General features: G+C 64.8%; 16 protein-coding genes. 9 read left to right on the top strand and 7 right to left on the bottom strand.

Annotated features, from left to right (window positions below; all coding sequences use genetic code 11):
* Positions 1 to 6: 6 nt before the first annotated feature.
* Complete coding sequence (locus HAP41_RS31615) at positions 7 to 699, bottom strand: AfsR/SARP family transcriptional regulator (protein WP_166092176.1); 693 nt, start codon at positions 697 to 699, stop codon at positions 7 to 9.
* 152 nt (positions 700 to 851) lie between these two features.
* Between HAP41_RS31615 and HAP41_RS31620 the strand changes: the two genes are divergently transcribed.
* The 3 genes from HAP41_RS31620 (at position 852) to HAP41_RS31630 (ending at position 2,371) form a co-directional block, all read left to right on the top strand.
* Positions 852 to 1,115, top strand: a complete 264-nt coding sequence (locus HAP41_RS31620; RefSeq protein WP_028150249.1) for a DUF1127 domain-containing protein — start codon at positions 852 to 854, stop codon at positions 1,113 to 1,115.
* 110 nt (positions 1,116 to 1,225) lie between these two features.
* The gene (mddA, locus tag HAP41_RS31625; RefSeq protein ID WP_166105673.1) at positions 1,226 to 1,948 is read left to right on the top strand and encodes a methanethiol S-methyltransferase; all 723 of its coding nucleotides are present in this window, start codon (positions 1,226 to 1,228) and stop codon (positions 1,946 to 1,948) included.
* A gap of 21 nt (positions 1,949 to 1,969) precedes the next feature.
* Positions 1,970 to 2,371, top strand: coding sequence for a nuclear transport factor 2 family protein (locus HAP41_RS31630; protein ID WP_166092165.1), 402 nt, complete (start codon positions 1,970 to 1,972; stop codon positions 2,369 to 2,371).
* 69 nt (positions 2,372 to 2,440) lie between these two features.
* Here the strand turns inward: HAP41_RS31630 and HAP41_RS31635 are convergent, their stop codons facing one another.
* Positions 2,441 to 3,289, bottom strand: a complete 849-nt coding sequence (locus HAP41_RS31635; protein ID WP_166105655.1) for a LysR family transcriptional regulator — start codon at positions 3,287 to 3,289, stop codon at positions 2,441 to 2,443.
* A gap of 103 nt (positions 3,290 to 3,392) precedes the next feature.
* On the opposite strand from HAP41_RS31635, the gene HAP41_RS31640 reads away from it, so the two are divergent.
* Positions 3,393 to 4,385 (top strand): zinc-dependent alcohol dehydrogenase family protein, encoded by a 993-nt coding sequence (locus HAP41_RS31640; protein ID WP_321576378.1) that lies wholly within the window; start codon positions 3,393 to 3,395, stop codon positions 4,383 to 4,385.
* Between the two features lie 44 nt (positions 4,386 to 4,429).
* On the opposite strand, the gene HAP41_RS31645 is transcribed toward HAP41_RS31640, so the two are convergent.
* The gene (locus HAP41_RS31645) at positions 4,430 to 4,621 is read right to left on the bottom strand and encodes a hypothetical protein (RefSeq protein ID WP_028150253.1); all 192 of its coding nucleotides are present in this window, start codon (positions 4,619 to 4,621) and stop codon (positions 4,430 to 4,432) included.
* A gap of 315 nt (positions 4,622 to 4,936) precedes the next feature.
* A complete protein-coding gene (locus HAP41_RS31650) occupies positions 4,937 to 5,920 on the bottom strand; it encodes an aldo/keto reductase (protein ID WP_166092159.1) in 984 nt (327 codons plus the stop codon).
* 103 nt (positions 5,921 to 6,023) lie between these two features.
* Here HAP41_RS31650 and HAP41_RS31655 point away from each other — a divergent pair, with 103 nt between their 5' ends.
* Positions 6,024 to 6,917, top strand: coding sequence for a LysR family transcriptional regulator (locus tag HAP41_RS31655; protein ID WP_166092146.1), 894 nt, complete (start codon positions 6,024 to 6,026; stop codon positions 6,915 to 6,917).
* Positions 6,918 to 7,192: 275 nt separating this feature from the next.
* Here the strand turns inward: HAP41_RS31655 and HAP41_RS31660 are convergent, their stop codons facing one another.
* A complete protein-coding gene (locus HAP41_RS31660; protein ID WP_166092133.1) occupies positions 7,193 to 8,266 on the bottom strand; it encodes an RgsD C-terminal domain-containing protein in 1,074 nt (357 codons plus the stop codon).
* Positions 8,267 to 8,510: 244 nt separating this feature from the next.
* Here HAP41_RS31660 and HAP41_RS31665 point away from each other — a divergent pair, with 244 nt between their 5' ends.
* On the top strand, positions 8,511 to 9,554 hold the full coding sequence (locus HAP41_RS31665; RefSeq protein ID WP_063982500.1) for a patatin-like phospholipase family protein: 1,044 nt from the start codon (positions 8,511 to 8,513) through the stop codon (positions 9,552 to 9,554).
* Positions 9,555 to 9,573: 19 nt separating this feature from the next.
* On the opposite strand, the gene HAP41_RS31670 is transcribed toward HAP41_RS31665, so the two are convergent.
* Positions 9,574 to 10,002, bottom strand: a complete 429-nt coding sequence (locus HAP41_RS31670; RefSeq protein WP_063982499.1) for a CBS domain-containing protein — start codon at positions 10,000 to 10,002, stop codon at positions 9,574 to 9,576.
* Positions 10,003 to 10,192: 190 nt separating this feature from the next.
* A complete protein-coding gene (locus tag HAP41_RS31675) occupies positions 10,193 to 10,999 on the bottom strand; it encodes a rhomboid family intramembrane serine protease (RefSeq protein ID WP_014494322.1) in 807 nt (268 codons plus the stop codon).
* 465 nt (positions 11,000 to 11,464) lie between these two features.
* On the opposite strand from HAP41_RS31675, the gene HAP41_RS31680 reads away from it, so the two are divergent.
* The 3 genes from HAP41_RS31680 to HAP41_RS31690 all read left to right on the top strand — a co-directional run bounded on the left by HAP41_RS31680 (position 11,465) and on the right by HAP41_RS31690 (position 13,450).
* Positions 11,465 to 12,019, top strand: coding sequence for a PAS domain-containing protein (locus tag HAP41_RS31680; RefSeq protein ID WP_041958462.1), 555 nt, complete (start codon positions 11,465 to 11,467; stop codon positions 12,017 to 12,019).
* 64 nt (positions 12,020 to 12,083) lie between these two features.
* Positions 12,084 to 12,512, top strand: coding sequence for a cupin domain-containing protein (locus HAP41_RS31685; protein WP_028150261.1), 429 nt, complete (start codon positions 12,084 to 12,086; stop codon positions 12,510 to 12,512).
* 143 nt (positions 12,513 to 12,655) lie between these two features.
* Positions 12,656 to 13,450: a Crp/Fnr family transcriptional regulator gene (locus tag HAP41_RS31690; protein ID WP_166092118.1), complete on the top strand. Its 795-nt coding sequence runs from the start codon at positions 12,656 to 12,658 to the stop codon at positions 13,448 to 13,450.
* Positions 13,451 to 13,545 lie beyond the last annotated feature (95 nt).

Here is a 13,545-nt window from a genome sequence, read left to right on the forward strand (position 1 = left end):
CGTAGTTCAACAGCGATCGGGACATCCCCCCTGATCCGGCTCGACGTTGAGCTCTTTGCGCAGGATCGCCTCGCAGCGCTTGTATTGCCGCAACGCCAACGCGGTCTGCCCCTGCTCGGAGTAGAGCCGCATCAAGGCGCAATCCACCTCTTCCTGCAACGGATCGATCGCCAACAAACGGAGCGCCAACGCGATCGCCTCCTCCCGTGCGCCGATAAGCTGTAATTCCCGCAGCAGCGTATGGAAGGCAGAGGTGGCGACGGCGCGCAACCGGGTCCGCTCGCCCAATAACCACTCGTCGAAAAGATCGGACCGCGCGTTCAGTCCCTCGAGAAAGGGGCCGCGATACAACACCGCTGCACGTTTCAAATTGGCGATGGACGGATCGGATACCGCATCCTTGAATTCGACGACGTCGGTCGTGACGGCGCCGATATCGAAGCCAAGCAGGTCGTGATCGGCGGACAGCGGCAGCTCGGCGCAATCATGTCGCAGCATGCTGATGCATTGGCGCAAGCTTTGTCGCGCCGCGTCCTCGTGACTGTCGGGCCAGAGCAACGCCGCAAGCCGCTCACGAACATGGACGACCCCAGGGTTCATGGCCAGAAATGCCACGAGGGCCTGCGCCTTCTTGTTGCGCAAGGTGACCGGCCCGCCCCGGTCCATGGAAAACGAACCCAGCAAGGTCAACCGCGGCATTCCCACCCTCTCGGCATCAAATGGCGCAATTCTAGCAGCCTCGACCGCGTTTTTGACGGTTTTTTCACGCCTGCCCTGACGAGCCGCTCACCGCCGTCCTCTAGAAAGGAGACAACGCGCTACCCGGCGCACATTTGAAAAGGCACAAACACGTGACCCTGATTTCCCTATCCACATCAAGCCTCGCGGCGCCCTTCGGGCGCCGAGGCATTCCGCTGCTTCTCGCGAGGTTCCGGCGCCTGCTGAACGGTTGGATCGCCGCCGCCATTGCCCATCACGAGCGCCGGGCGGCGCTCGCCGCCCTGCGCCCGCTGGACGACCGGGCGTTGAAGGATGTGGGTCTCTATCGCGGCCCGTTCGATGACCTCATCGAACGCGCTGCACGGTCTCGATGGAGCCGCTTCCGGCAGGCGTGAGACGACCACATCAGTTCAATTCGATCCTCGCCAAAGACCAGGAGAAGATGATGTCTATCACGATTCAAAACGGGCCAGGTACAGCACCCACTCGCCCCTTCGCGCTGGCGATGAAGTCCGCGGCCCTCGTCTACGGGACCAGTGCCTATTTGATCTTTCTGGGCACGTTCCTCTATGCCATCGGCTTCGTCACGCAATATATCGTGCCCAAGACCATCGACACCGGCGCGCCGACCTCGCTAACCAACGCGCTCGCCATCAATCTGCTGTTGCTATCGACCTTCGCGGTTCAGCATAGCGGCATGGCGCGGCAGGGGTTCAAGCGGCTGTTCGCGCGCTTCGCTTCGCCGGTCATCGAGCGCTCCAGCTACGTGCTGCTGGCAAGCCTGACGCTCTTGCTGCTGTTCTGGCAATGGCAACCGATTCCGACGGTCATCTGGAACATCGAGTCTCCCGCCTTGGCCGGGCTCGTGATTGCGGGCGAGTTCCTGGGCTGGCTGATTGTGCTCTACAGCACATTCCTCATCAGCCATTTCGAACTGTTCGGCTTGACACAGGTTATCAGCCATTTCGCCGGCCGGCTCACCGCGCCCGTCAAGTTCAAGACGCCGGGCCTGTATCGCCTCATCCGCCACCCGATCTATCTGGGGTTCATCATCGCCTTCTGGTCGACACCGGTGATGACGCTCGGACACCTGATGTTCGCATCAGTGACAACGGCCTATATCTTCGTCGGCATCTGGCTCGAGGAGCGCGATCTGGTGGCGCTCTTCGGCGACGAGTACCGAAAGTATCGGGAGCGCGTCGCGATGCTGTTGCCGGGCCTTTTCTGAACGGATTGGAAAGGCACCATCGTGACCGGACAGGATTTGATCGATCGTGCAAAAGCCTTCGTCGCGGCAGTCGCCGCGGCGAAGCCCAGCCAGACCGTCGAGGCCTTTTATGCCGATGATATCGTGCAGGAGGAATTTCCAAACCTTCTCCTGCCGCAGGGCGCAGTGCGCGATTTCATCAACTTGCGAGCGTCTTACGACAGATCCCGTTACATCCTTGCCTCGCAATCGTTCGAAATCGTCAACGCCCTTGCGTCAGGCAATTGCGTGGTGATGGAGACGATCTGGACTGCAACACTGGCGGTCGGCGTCGGCAAGCTTGCTCCCGGCGACACTATGCGCGCCCGTTTTGCGCAGTTCTTCGAATTCCGTGACGGGCTGATCTTCAGGATTCGCAACTACGATTGTTTCGAGCGAATCTAGTCCGTAGGGTGAGTTACGCCTGTCGACTGCGCTTCGCACGGCCGAAAGGCTAATCCACCCTGCAGGCCGTCATGCCAACCGTTCGATCACGAGATCGAGCAGCGCGCGCAGGCGCGCCAGGCGTCGGAGATCGCGGTGATAGCCGACAAACGTGTCGCGGCCGGGCGGCGTTGCGCCGATGGCGAGCGCGACGAGACGGCGGTCGCGGTCGCCGAGGGGGCGTGGCAGCACGGCGAACCCGCCGCCGCCGGCACACAGCTCCGCCTGCGCCTGCCGGTTGTTGCTGCGCGAGGCGATCTCCGCATTCGGCAGCGTGCGCTTCAACCAGATCGCATCTGGCATGTCGGCGAATTCGGCATTCATGGGGACGACGCGGGCGCCGCTGCCGTCGCCGGCGCGCGGCGGCTTGCTGCCCTTCCTGCCGTACAGCGCGTAGGGAATGTGGAGCAGTTTTCTCGAGATCACCTCGGGCTCACTGAACGGCTTGATGCGGAAGACGAGATCGGCCTCGCGCCGCGGCAGGCTGTAGAGACGCGCATCGGTCAGGAGCTCGACGATCACCTTGGGATGGCGCTTGCCGAAAGCGGCGATCACCGGCGACAGCATCACCGTGCCGAACCAGTCCGACGACGACAGGCGCAGCATGCCGTCGAGCTGCGTCTCCGCACCCGAGGCGTGGCGCTGAAGCGCGAGCGCCTCCTCCTCGATCCGCTCGGCGTGGCGCAGCACGGCGGCGCCCTCGTCGGTCAGCACAAAACCATCGGCGGTGCGCTGGAACAGCGTTTGTCCCAGCGCGGTTTCGAGCGCGCGAAGCCGCCGCCCCATCGTCGGCTGTGTCTGGCCGATCTTGCGCGCGGCAGCCCCGAGCGAGCCTTCGCGCGCAATCGCCAGGAAGATGCGCAGATCGCTCCAGTCCATCGAAATGACCCCATACAGAAATGCACGATCATCGTACATTCTTGTTCCTTCTCATGCAAAATTTCATGAGCATATTGGAGGCCGACAACGGAGCAAGACGATCATGACGAGACAATCGACGATGCGGGCGGCGATCCTGGAGACCCACAACGCGCCACTGCGCCTCTCAACCGTCTCCACGCCCGAGGTCGGGCCGCGCGAGGTGCTGGTGCGGGTGCGCGCGAGCGCGGTCAATCCGCTCGACACAAAGATCCATGCCGGTGCGGCGGCGCATGCGCGTCATCCGCTGCCCGCCATTCTCGGAATCGATCTCGCCGGCGTGGTCGAGCAGACCGGGCGCGACGTGACGCGGTTCAAGCCGGGCGACGAGGTCTATGGCATGACCGGCGGCGTCGGCGGCGTATCGGGATCGCTCGCCGAATTCGCCGCGGTCGATGCCGACCTGCTGGCGCCCAAGCCCTCCAATCTCAGCATGCGCGAAGCGGCCGCCCTGCCGCTGATCTTCATCACGGCCTGGGAAGGCCTGATCGATCGCGCGGCGCTGAAGGCCGGCCAGAAGGTTTTGATTCATGGCGGTGCCGGCGGCGTCGGCCATGTCGCGATCCAGATCGCGCGCGCCATCGGAGCAGACGTGTTCGCGACCGGCTCGGCAGCGCAGCGCGCCACGATCGAAGGCTTTGGCGCTGTGTTCATCGACCGCGGCACTGCGATCGAAGCTTACGTTGCAGAGCATACAGGCGGCCGCGGCTTCGACATCGTCTACGACACCGTCGGCGGCAAGGTGCTCGATGCCTCCTTCGAAGCCGTGCGCCGTTTTGGCCATGTGGTGAGCGCGCTGGGCTGGGGCACGCACGCGCTTGCGCCGCTGTCGTTCCGCGCCGCCAGCTATTCCGGTGTGTTCACGCTGCTGCCGCTGCTATCAGGCGAAGGCCGCGCGCATCACGGTGAGATCATGGCGGAAGCGACGCGCCTGGTTGAAGCCGGCAAGCTCGCGCCGCTGGTCGATGCAAGGCGCTTCACGCTGGAAAGTGTTGGCGATGCCTACGCTCTGATCCGGGATCACGCCGCCAAGGGCAAGCTGGTCGTCGACATCTGAGGTGAGGCTCGTAGCCCGGATGGAGCTGTCTGCTGCTCCCGCCGCTAGTCCTCGCTGGCCGCCGCGGAGCGATTGCGCAGGTAAGCCTGCGACAACAGGAAGAACAGTGCGCGCTCGCCATGATACTTGGCGGACGGCCGGGTGCGCTCGAAGCCATCGGCAAATATCTTGCCGGACTGGCACACCTGCCATCGCCAGCCAAACCGCTTACGCCTGGTGATGATCACTTCAAACATGCCGACGGGCTTGGTCCCCTGCTTCTGCCGGTCTCGCAAGTCATGCGCCTGCTCCGGCCTCCCCCGTTAGACGGATGCCCGACATATAGCGCAGCAGGACGGAAAGAGAATAAAATTGATTATCGGAAATCCGTATCTTCCACCGGCTATGACGAAGTTGCGACGCTTGCGGAATAAGCCTGTGCTGGCGGTGTTAATCGCTTCCTTCAACGCTGCTTGCAACGCTGCTTGGTAGCGCTGGCAAAGGTATTCAAGTCGGAACACAAGACGCGTATGCCCGGTAAGCGAACGCTCACCGGGCATTCACGCCGCAGCTCAGCGGCCGACTCGCGCCTGGAGATGCGCAGGATAGCGGTCGCCCTGCACGGCGACCTTGGACAGCACCCCTGCAATTGCAGTGAGGTCCGCGTCCGACAGCGTCACCGCAGCCGCGCCGAGATTTTCCTCGAGCCGGTGCAGTTTGGTGGTGCCGGGGATCGGCACGATCCACCGCTTCTGCGCGAGCAGCCAGGCCAACGCGATCTGCGCCGGCGTCGCTTTCTTCATTGCGGCGATCTCGCCAAGCAGATCGACGAGGGTCTGATTGGATTTGCGTGCGCTGGATGAGAAGCGCGGCACGATGTTGCGGAAGTCGCTCGCATCGAACGTCGTGCTCTCGGTGATCGCGCCGGTCAGAAAGCCCTTGCCGAGCGGGCTGAACGGAACGAAGCCGATGCCGAGCTCTTCCAGTGTCGGCAGGATCTCCTGCTCCGGCTCGCGCCACCACAGCGAATACTCGCTTTGCAATGCGGTCACGGGCTGCACCGCATGGGCGCGGCGAATGGTCTGCGCGCCCGCCTCCGACAAGCCAAAATGCAGCACCTTGCCGGCCTGGATCAGATCCTTGACCGCGCCCGCGGTCTCCTCGACCGGCACGTCGGGATCGACGCGGTGCTGGTAGAACAGATCGATGCGATCGGTCTTGAGCCGCTTCAGGGCTGCCTCCGCCACCGCCTTGACGTTGGCGGGCCGGCTGTCGAGCCCGGCCTCGACCTTGCCGCCCTTGAAGCCGAACTTGGTGGCGATCACGACCTTGTCGCGGAATGGCTGAAGCGCCTCGCCGAGCAGCTCCTCGTTGGCAAAGGGCCCATAGGCCTCGGCGGTGTCGAAGAAGGTCACACCGCGCGCGACGGCGGTCCTGATCAGTGCGATCGCCTGCGACGTCTCGGTCGCCGGGCCATAACCGTAGCTCAGGCCCATGCAGCCGAGGCCGAGGGCCGAGACCTCGAGGCCGCTCTTGCCCAATGTTCGCATCTGCATCGTCAGCTCTCCCTGAAGTTCATGTTCGGCAGCGAATTTAGGCCACGCGCCGACCTGCGATTAGATGATAAAATCGGTATGTACTGATGAGATGGATTCATGAATGACCCGCACCAACGTCAATGACCTCCTGGCCTTCCTTGCGGTCGCGCGCGAGCGCAGCTTTACCCGCGCGGCAGCCCAGCTCGGTGTGTCGCAGTCGGCGCTCAGCCATACTGTGCGCGGCCTGGAGGAACGGCTCGGCCTGCGGCTGCTCACCCGCACCACCCGCAGCGTCGCGCCAACGGAAGCGGGCGAACGTCTGCTCCGCAATGTCGGGCCGCGCTTTGCGGAGATCGACGCAGAGCTGTCGGCGCTGACCGCGCTCCGCGAGACGCCGGCGGGCACCATCCGCATCACCACCGGCGAGCACGCCGCGCAGACGGTGCTGTGGCCGGCGCTCGCAAAGCTGCTGCCGCGCTACCCCGATATCAAGGTCGAGCTCGTCATCGACTATGGCCTGACCGATATCGTCGCCGAGCGCTACGACGCCGGCGTGCGCCTCGGCGAGCAGGTCGCCAGGGACATGATCGCGGTACGGATCGGGCCGGAGATGCGCATGGCCGTGGTCGGCGCGCCCGCCTATTTCGCCGCGCGGGGCAAGCCGAAGCTGCCGCAGGATCTCACCGAGCACAATTGCATCAACCTCCGCCTGCCGACCTATGGCGGGATCTATGCCTGGGAGTTCGAGAAGCGCGGACGCGCGATGAAGGTGCGGGTCGACGGCCAGCTCGTGTTCAACACCGGCCTGCTCAGGATGAATGCCGTGCTGGCGGGGCTTGGTCTTGCCTATATCCCCGACGATCTCGTCAAGCGCGAGATCGCCGACGGCCGGCTGATCCGCGTGCTCGCCGACTGGTGCGCACCGTTTGCGGGCTATCACCTCTATTATCCGAGCCGTCGGCAGCCGACGCCGGCGTTCGCCGTGCTCGTGGAGGCGTTGCGGTATCGGAAGTGACGGGGCGCGGCCCTCCTCCTCGTCATTGCGAGCGCAGCGAAGCAATCCAGAATCTTTCCGCGGAGGTACTCTGGATTGCTTCGCTGCGCTCGCAATGACGGTGGGGAAACAGCAGCGCGTCGAAACTGCGCTCTCGTGCCCCGGACGCGGCGCAGCGCTCCTTCAGCGGTGCGCCGCTGAGCCGGGGCCCATCTATCGAGATATGTGCTTGTGGCTTCCTGGGTCCCGGCTCTGCGGAGCGGCATCGCATGCCGCACCGCGTCCGGGACACGAGACTAGCGCGCGACCACTTCGACTTCGCCGTCGACGCCGTTGACGACGTTGAAGCCGCGCTCGTAGACCTTGCCCTCGTTCTTGGCGATGGCGCGGTATTCGCCTTCGGAGAGCACGACGCGCGGGAAGGCGCCGATCGATTCCTTGATGACGTCGCCGCCGGGGGTCAGCACCGACCAGGCGGTGTTGGCGAGCGCCTCGCCGCCCCTGTCGCTGACGAGCTTGAGCGTGATCACGGCGGCGCGGTGGGTGATGGTGACGTCGGTGAGCTTGCCGGCCTGGACACGGATGTCCGAGCGCACCACCGAATTGGCGTCGCCATAATTGGAGATGATGTAGTAGGTGCCCTCCGGGATCAGCACGACGTCGCCGGCGGCGACGTTCGGCACCAGCGAGGCGCGCTCGCCGGACTCGAACTGGCTGCCCTTGTAGATCGCGAACGAGATCTGGTTCTGCGGAATGCGGCTGGTGCCGACGCGCCCCTCGATGCGCAGGCCACCGGCCGGCAGCACGAAGGATTCGCGATCGGTCTCGGCCTTCAGGCTGACGGTGCGCACCGCACTGACGAGGCCGAAGGCGACGTGCACGACGTAATTGCCCGGCGGCAGCACGATGTTCGGCGTGGCGTTCCGATCCTCGCGGATCAGCTTGAAGGTGCCGTTCTCGTCAGGACGGTCGGCAAACACGCGCCAGACCAGGCCGCTGGTGATTGCGGGTGTGTCCTTGCCGTATTTCGCGGTCAGCGACAGAACGCCCTGGCCGGGCACGGCTGCGTTGAGCGGCGGGGCCGCCGGCACGGTGCTGACCGCGGGCGGTGGCATGCTGGGCGTATTCGGCTGCAGCAGGGTCGGCGGCAGGCTCGGCGGCCCAGCGCCCGGGCCTGAGGGGGGCGCGAGGCTGACGGCGCCGCCGGGGTCGGGCACCGAGGCGGGCGGCACCGGGGGCGGACGATCGGAGAAAAGCTGCGCCCGCGCTGCATTTTGACCAAGGATATAGAGGCAGGCAGCAAGGATCAGCGTCGGCAGCAGCGATGTGCTGCGCCGCCATCCGATGATGCCGTCACCCCCGAGAGTCATGCCACCTGCTTTTCACCGAAAACGCGGCAAATTCAAGCCTCCGAATCCCCGGGGAATACGGCCGGATACAGTTCTTTGGAACCCGGTTGACGCCTGCGTGATTAAACGGGAGGCAGCCGGTCCTCGCCACACTCCTGCCCCCTGCTTCCCGAACGGTATAAACCATGCTTTGCCCTCGTTCTGGCGGAGCGGAAGTACGGCGCCTACTCTGCTGTGAGGGCTGGCCCGGGGTAGGAGGGTTTCGGTGCTTGATATTTTGAAGGGTCGGGGCGCGAACGGCTCCAATGGAGAGAAGGTCGGTCTTGGCAGCGTGCGACGGCCGGTCATTGGCCTGGCGCTCGGCGGTGGCGCGGCGCGCGGCTTTGCCCATATCGGCATCCTGAGAACCCTGGCCGCCAATGGCATTGTGCCTGACGTTGTGGTCGGCACCTCGATCGGCGCCGTGGTCGGCGGCCTCTATGCGGCCGGCCGGCTGGATACGCTGCAGGAGTGGGGACGCAGCCTGCAGGGGATGCGCAACATCCTCGGCTATCTCGACATCCGACTGAGCGGCTCCGGCCTGATCGGCGGTGAGAAGCTGGCAACCCGGCTCGAGGACGCGGTCGGCCAGACCCTGATCGAGGATCTTCCGATCAAGTTCGCCGCCGTCGCAACCGAGGTCCGTACCGGCCACGAGATCTGGCTGACGCGCGGCCGCGTGGTCGACGCCATGCGCGCCTCCTACGCCCTGCCCGGCATCTTCTCGCCCGTCCTGATCGGTGACCGCTGGCTGGTCGACGGTGCGCTGGTGAATCCGGTGCCGGTCTCGGCAGCCCGCGCGCTCGGCGCCGAAATCGTCATCGCCGCAAATCTTTCCAGCGACATCTTCACCCATTCCACGACGATCTATTCGCACGGCGCGGTGCCCGAGACGGTCCCGCCGGCGGCCGAGGCGACCACGGCGAAGCGGCGCTTCCCGCGATTGTTCTCGCCCGAGAAAACCATGAAGCGCGAGTTCTTCGGCGGCGCCGGACGGCCCGGCATCTCCTCGGTGATGGTCGACGCCTTCAACATCATGCAGGACCGCATTACCCGCGCGCGCCTCGCCGGCGATCCGCCCGATCTCCTGATCACGCCGCGGGTCGGTCATTTCGGCTGGTTCGACTTCCACCGCGGCGAGGATCTGATCGCGCACGGCACCCGCGCCGCCGAGCGCGCGCTGGAGTCGATCCAGGAGGCGATCGAGGTGCTCGCGCCGGCGCCCGCGGGCAGCGCGCCCAAGGCGGGCGAGCCCAAGGCAGACGAATAACGCCGACGAGTAAGGCCGCTCAGGCCGTCTTGATGTAGTCGCGCAGGGCTTCCTGCTCGGTCTCGTATTCCTGGACGCGGCGCTTCACGATGTCGCCGATCGAGATCAGGCCGACCACCTTGCCATCGTCGACGACCGGCAAATGGCGGAACTTGCCGGTGGTCATCGTCTCCATGAGCTCGGCGACCGTGTCCGTCTCCTTGCAGGTCACCACCTTGCGGGTCATGACCTGGGAGACCGGCTCCTCCAGCGCGCCGGCGCCGCGCTCGCCGATCACGCGCACGATGTCGCGCTCGGACAGGATGCCTTCGAGCCGGCTCTGGTTCATCACCAGCACCGCGCCGATCTTCTTCTCGCCGAGCAGTTTGACCGCGGCAGCCAGCTTGGCGTCGGGCTCGACGCTCATGATCTGGTGGCCCTTGGTGTTGAGAATGGAACGTACCGTCATTGTCGGCCTCCCTGAATCGGATCCGTCCGCATTTCGCGGACCGGACTTGTTCGTCGAGTCTTCAACTAACAGTTTAGGCGCCGGTTGCACGCTGAGGCGCTTTGCGAAGCATCGCCGCTAGCGGCTTGTCGCTTCGGAACATTCTTCTCGGGAATGATGGATGAATTCGGGCGGCGCCGCAAGCGCAGCTTCAAATGCGGTTTGAAATGTCCTGTGATGACGCATCCGCAGCATCGTTTCGCACGCGCGGCACGGGATCGAACAGCGCGAACAGCAGAAGGCCCGCGAAGAAGCCGCCGATATGTGCCTGCCAGGCGACGCTCGTGGTTTCGGAATCGACGCCGATCGCGCCGACGCCGAAGATGATGTTGACGCCGAACCAAACGGCGAGGAAGCCGACCACCCGCCCGTCGCGCAGTGCGCGCGACAGCGGCAGTGCCGGAACCCTTGCGGCGGTATCGGCGTCTGATCGGCTGAACGACAGGAAGCTGCCGCGGACAAAGGCAAAGCGGATCGCCGCTGCCATCGCGCCGGACACAGAGGCCGAGGCGCCGATCATCGGGGCCACCGCGTGCTCATGGGTGACGAGATGGGCGAGCGCGCCGGCCGCTGCCGTCACCGCGAGAAACAGGAAGAACCTGATCGCGCCGAAGCGCCGCGCCAGCGCGCTGCCAAACGGCAGCAGCCACAGCACATTGAAGCCGAGATGGGTCAGATTGGCGTGCAGCAGTGAATAGGTGACGAAAGTCCAGACCTTGGCGCCGGCCCCACCGGGGATCTGCAGGTTGAGCAGCGAGGAATCGTAGCGTTTCGGGATGAAGCCGAAGACGTCGATGGTCCAGTTCTCGAGCTCCGGCGGCAGCAGCACCCGCAGATGGATCACCGCCAAAAGGAGGATATAGGCGGTCAGCGCGACCGGCAGCGTCAGGATCGGCTCGCGCGGAGCTTCCTCGACAACGGCCGGTATCTCCGGCGGAGAATCTTGCGGGGAATCCAAGGCAGCTTCGCTTTCAGGCGCGATCGGAGCGACAGGCTTAACGACAGCCTTGGAGATAGTCGCCTTTGCCGGCCTTGCGCAAGTGCACAAAAGGAAAAGGCAGGGCCTGGGAAAGCCCTGCCTGTCCATGTCGGTCTTCCGGTACCCAGAGGAATAAGGTGTATCCCCACCCCTCCCCGCGGCCCGCGACCAAACTGTTTGACGCCCGTGTACAGGCCCCGCCGAGAACCTGGATGAAAGCGGCGAGGCTTGCGACCGCGATCACCATAGCAGCGGCGCGCCGGACGGAAAGCGCATAGTTAATTTAACGTTAACGACGCAAAGACAGCCTCCGGGGGCCCGAAAACGCCTCCACGGCATGGACGCTGCAAATCCCCTCCTGCACAACAACGAAAGGGATCGCGGGTGCACTGAAGCGGGACAGGTTTGTCCCGTGAGCTAGCGCCCCGGGGTAAGCGTTCAGTCATGAAACATCCGTCGAGCCGCGCGTTCTTCGCGTATTGGGACAAGAAGCGCGGCACTGCGCGGGCCCCTGATCGGGCCGATATCGATCCGGCCGCGGTCCGCGGCCTGCTCGGCGACATCTTCGTGCTGTCCTGCGAGCAAAACCTCGGCTTCCCGTTCCGCGTCGCCGGCACGCGCGTCTGCGCGCTCGCGGGGCTCGACCTCAAGGACCAGAGCTTTGCGGCGCTGTTCACCGAGGCCAGCCGCAGCGAGATCGAGGAGATCACCACGATCGTCGCCGACGAGACGTTAGGTGCGATCGCCGGCGTCACCGCCGCGCGCGAGGACGGCAGCAAGGCGCATCTCGAGCTGCTGCTGCTGCCCTTCAACGCCCGCCCGCATACGCCGGTGAGTGTCACCGGCGTGCTCGCACCGTTCAACGACGAATGCGGCGCGTTGTCCGCATTCGCCCTCACCTCCTGGCGCTATCTGCATCAGCCGGAGAAGCTGCTGCCGCGCGCAATCCGCAAATTGCAGATCGCACGCGGGCTGATGGTGTATGAGGGGCTGAGGTAGTTTTCGTTTCGACGAGGGCGAACGCCGCGACCTCGATGCAGCCTCTCACCGGGATGACACAGCCATGTCCGACATCATCAGCTTCGGTACGCTTCAGCTCCGCTTCCTGCACAGCAAGGACGACACCGGCGGCAGCGTCGACATCTTCGAAATGACGCTCCAGCCGAATGCGCGGATGCCGATCCCGCATTATCACGACCGCTGGGACGAAACGATCTACGGGCTGTCCGGCGTATCGACCTGGACGATCGACGGCAAGCAGAACGATCTCGGCCCCGGAGAATCGGTCTTCATCAAGCGCGGCATCGTGCACGGCTTCACCAACCGTTCGACGGGACCGGCAACATGCCTGTGCATCCTGAGCCCCGGGGTGCTGGGCCCGCAATATTTCACGGAGATGGCCGCACTCCTGTCGGCCGGCGCGCCACCCGATCCCGCGAAGATGAAAGAGACGATGCTGCGCTACGGACTGGTGCCCGCGCCGGCAGCGTGAGCCAGGCTCGCGATCCATCATTGGAACCTTACCTGCTGCAGGACGTTTAGCTGTTTGCCGGGCATATGCCTGCACGGCAACGCGGCTCGGCCGGAGACGGGGCGTTTGCTCGCCGCCGGGCCTCCGTCGAGGGACGATTCCCCGTGATGGAGCACGCGACCAGAGTTGGTAATCGCCTGTTAGCTGCATTACCGCCGGCCGACTTCGCGTTGCTTGCACCGTATCTCCGGAAAGTACCGCTCCAGCACGATGCAGTCCTGGTTCGATCGGGCGACCGGGTCGAACACCTTTGCTTCCTGTGCAGCGGCGCGATCGCTCTCATCATGGAGTTGCCGAACGGACAGACGGCTGCAACCGCCGTGATCGGAAACGACGGCGTCGTCGGCCTCATGACGGCGCTCGGCCCCGTCCGATCCCCCCTGACGGCGGTTGTCCGCGTGGCCGGAACCGCACTGCAGATCTCGCCCGCGCGATTTCAAGCGACGCTCGAACGCAGTCCCGCCCTCGCAAGCGCGGTTCAGATCGTCACCAGGGCGATGATGACGCAATTCCTGCACGTCGCGGCCTGCAATGCACTGCACTCCGTCGAGGCCCGCCTCGCCCGCTGGCTGCTTCACATTCACGATCGGACGGAGGGCAGTGGTGACGTCCTGCACCTGACGCAAGAGACGTTGTCGGAATTGCTCGGCGTCCGGCGGACCACCGTCACGCACGTCGTGAGCGCACTTCGAACCTCAAGAGCCCTGAAATCCAGTCGGCGCGGTCAACTCGAGATCGATCGGCCCCGGCTCGAGGTCGTCGCCTGCGAGTGCTACAAGGTGATGAGCCGCAGGATCGATCGGATCGTTTCGCAGGATGCCGTCAGGCGGCTTCACACCGCGCCCGCGCGGAATGGCTGCCCGCCCCCGGACTTCCCGTTCGCCAAGACCGATTCATAGACCCAGGCCTCTCTGGCGAACCACTCATGCGTCGCCGCGCACATCCCGCAATATGTGCGCGAAAAGAACACCGTACTGCACCGAAATCTTTCGCG

This window comes from Bradyrhizobium barranii subsp. apii, from assembly GCF_011516635.5.
Lineage (GTDB): Bacteria > Pseudomonadota > Alphaproteobacteria > Rhizobiales > Xanthobacteraceae > Bradyrhizobium > Bradyrhizobium barranii.

Excerpts from the sequence above, each read along its gene's own strand:
- HAP41_RS31615 (WP_166092176.1), bottom strand. The coding sequence starts at position 699 with ATGCCGCGGTTGACCTTGCTGGGTTCGTTTTCCATGGACCGGGGCGGG.
- mddA (WP_166105673.1), top strand. The coding sequence starts at position 1,226 with ATGAAGTCCGCGGCCCTCGTCTACGGGACCAGTGCCTATTTGATCTTT.
- HAP41_RS31635 (WP_166105655.1), bottom strand. The coding sequence starts at position 3,289 with ATGGACTGGAGCGATCTGCGCATCTTCCTGGCGATTGCGCGCGAAGGC.
- HAP41_RS31640 (WP_321576378.1), top strand. The coding sequence starts at position 3,393 with ATGACGAGACAATCGACGATGCGGGCGGCGATCCTGGAGACCCACAAC.
- HAP41_RS31645 (WP_028150253.1), bottom strand. The coding sequence starts at position 4,621 with ATGTTTGAAGTGATCATCACCAGGCGTAAGCGGTTTGGCTGGCGATGG.
- HAP41_RS31650 (WP_166092159.1), bottom strand. The coding sequence starts at position 5,920 with ATGCAGATGCGAACATTGGGCAAGAGCGGCCTCGAGGTCTCGGCCCTC.
- HAP41_RS31655 (WP_166092146.1), top strand. The coding sequence starts at position 6,024 with ATGACCCGCACCAACGTCAATGACCTCCTGGCCTTCCTTGCGGTCGCG.
- HAP41_RS31660 (WP_166092133.1), bottom strand. The coding sequence starts at position 8,266 with ATGACTCTCGGGGGTGACGGCATCATCGGATGGCGGCGCAGCACATCG.
- HAP41_RS31670 (WP_063982499.1), bottom strand. The coding sequence starts at position 10,002 with ATGACGGTACGTTCCATTCTCAACACCAAGGGCCACCAGATCATGAGC.
- HAP41_RS31680 (WP_041958462.1), top strand. The coding sequence starts at position 11,465 with ATGAAACATCCGTCGAGCCGCGCGTTCTTCGCGTATTGGGACAAGAAG.
- HAP41_RS31685 (WP_028150261.1), top strand. The coding sequence starts at position 12,084 with ATGTCCGACATCATCAGCTTCGGTACGCTTCAGCTCCGCTTCCTGCAC.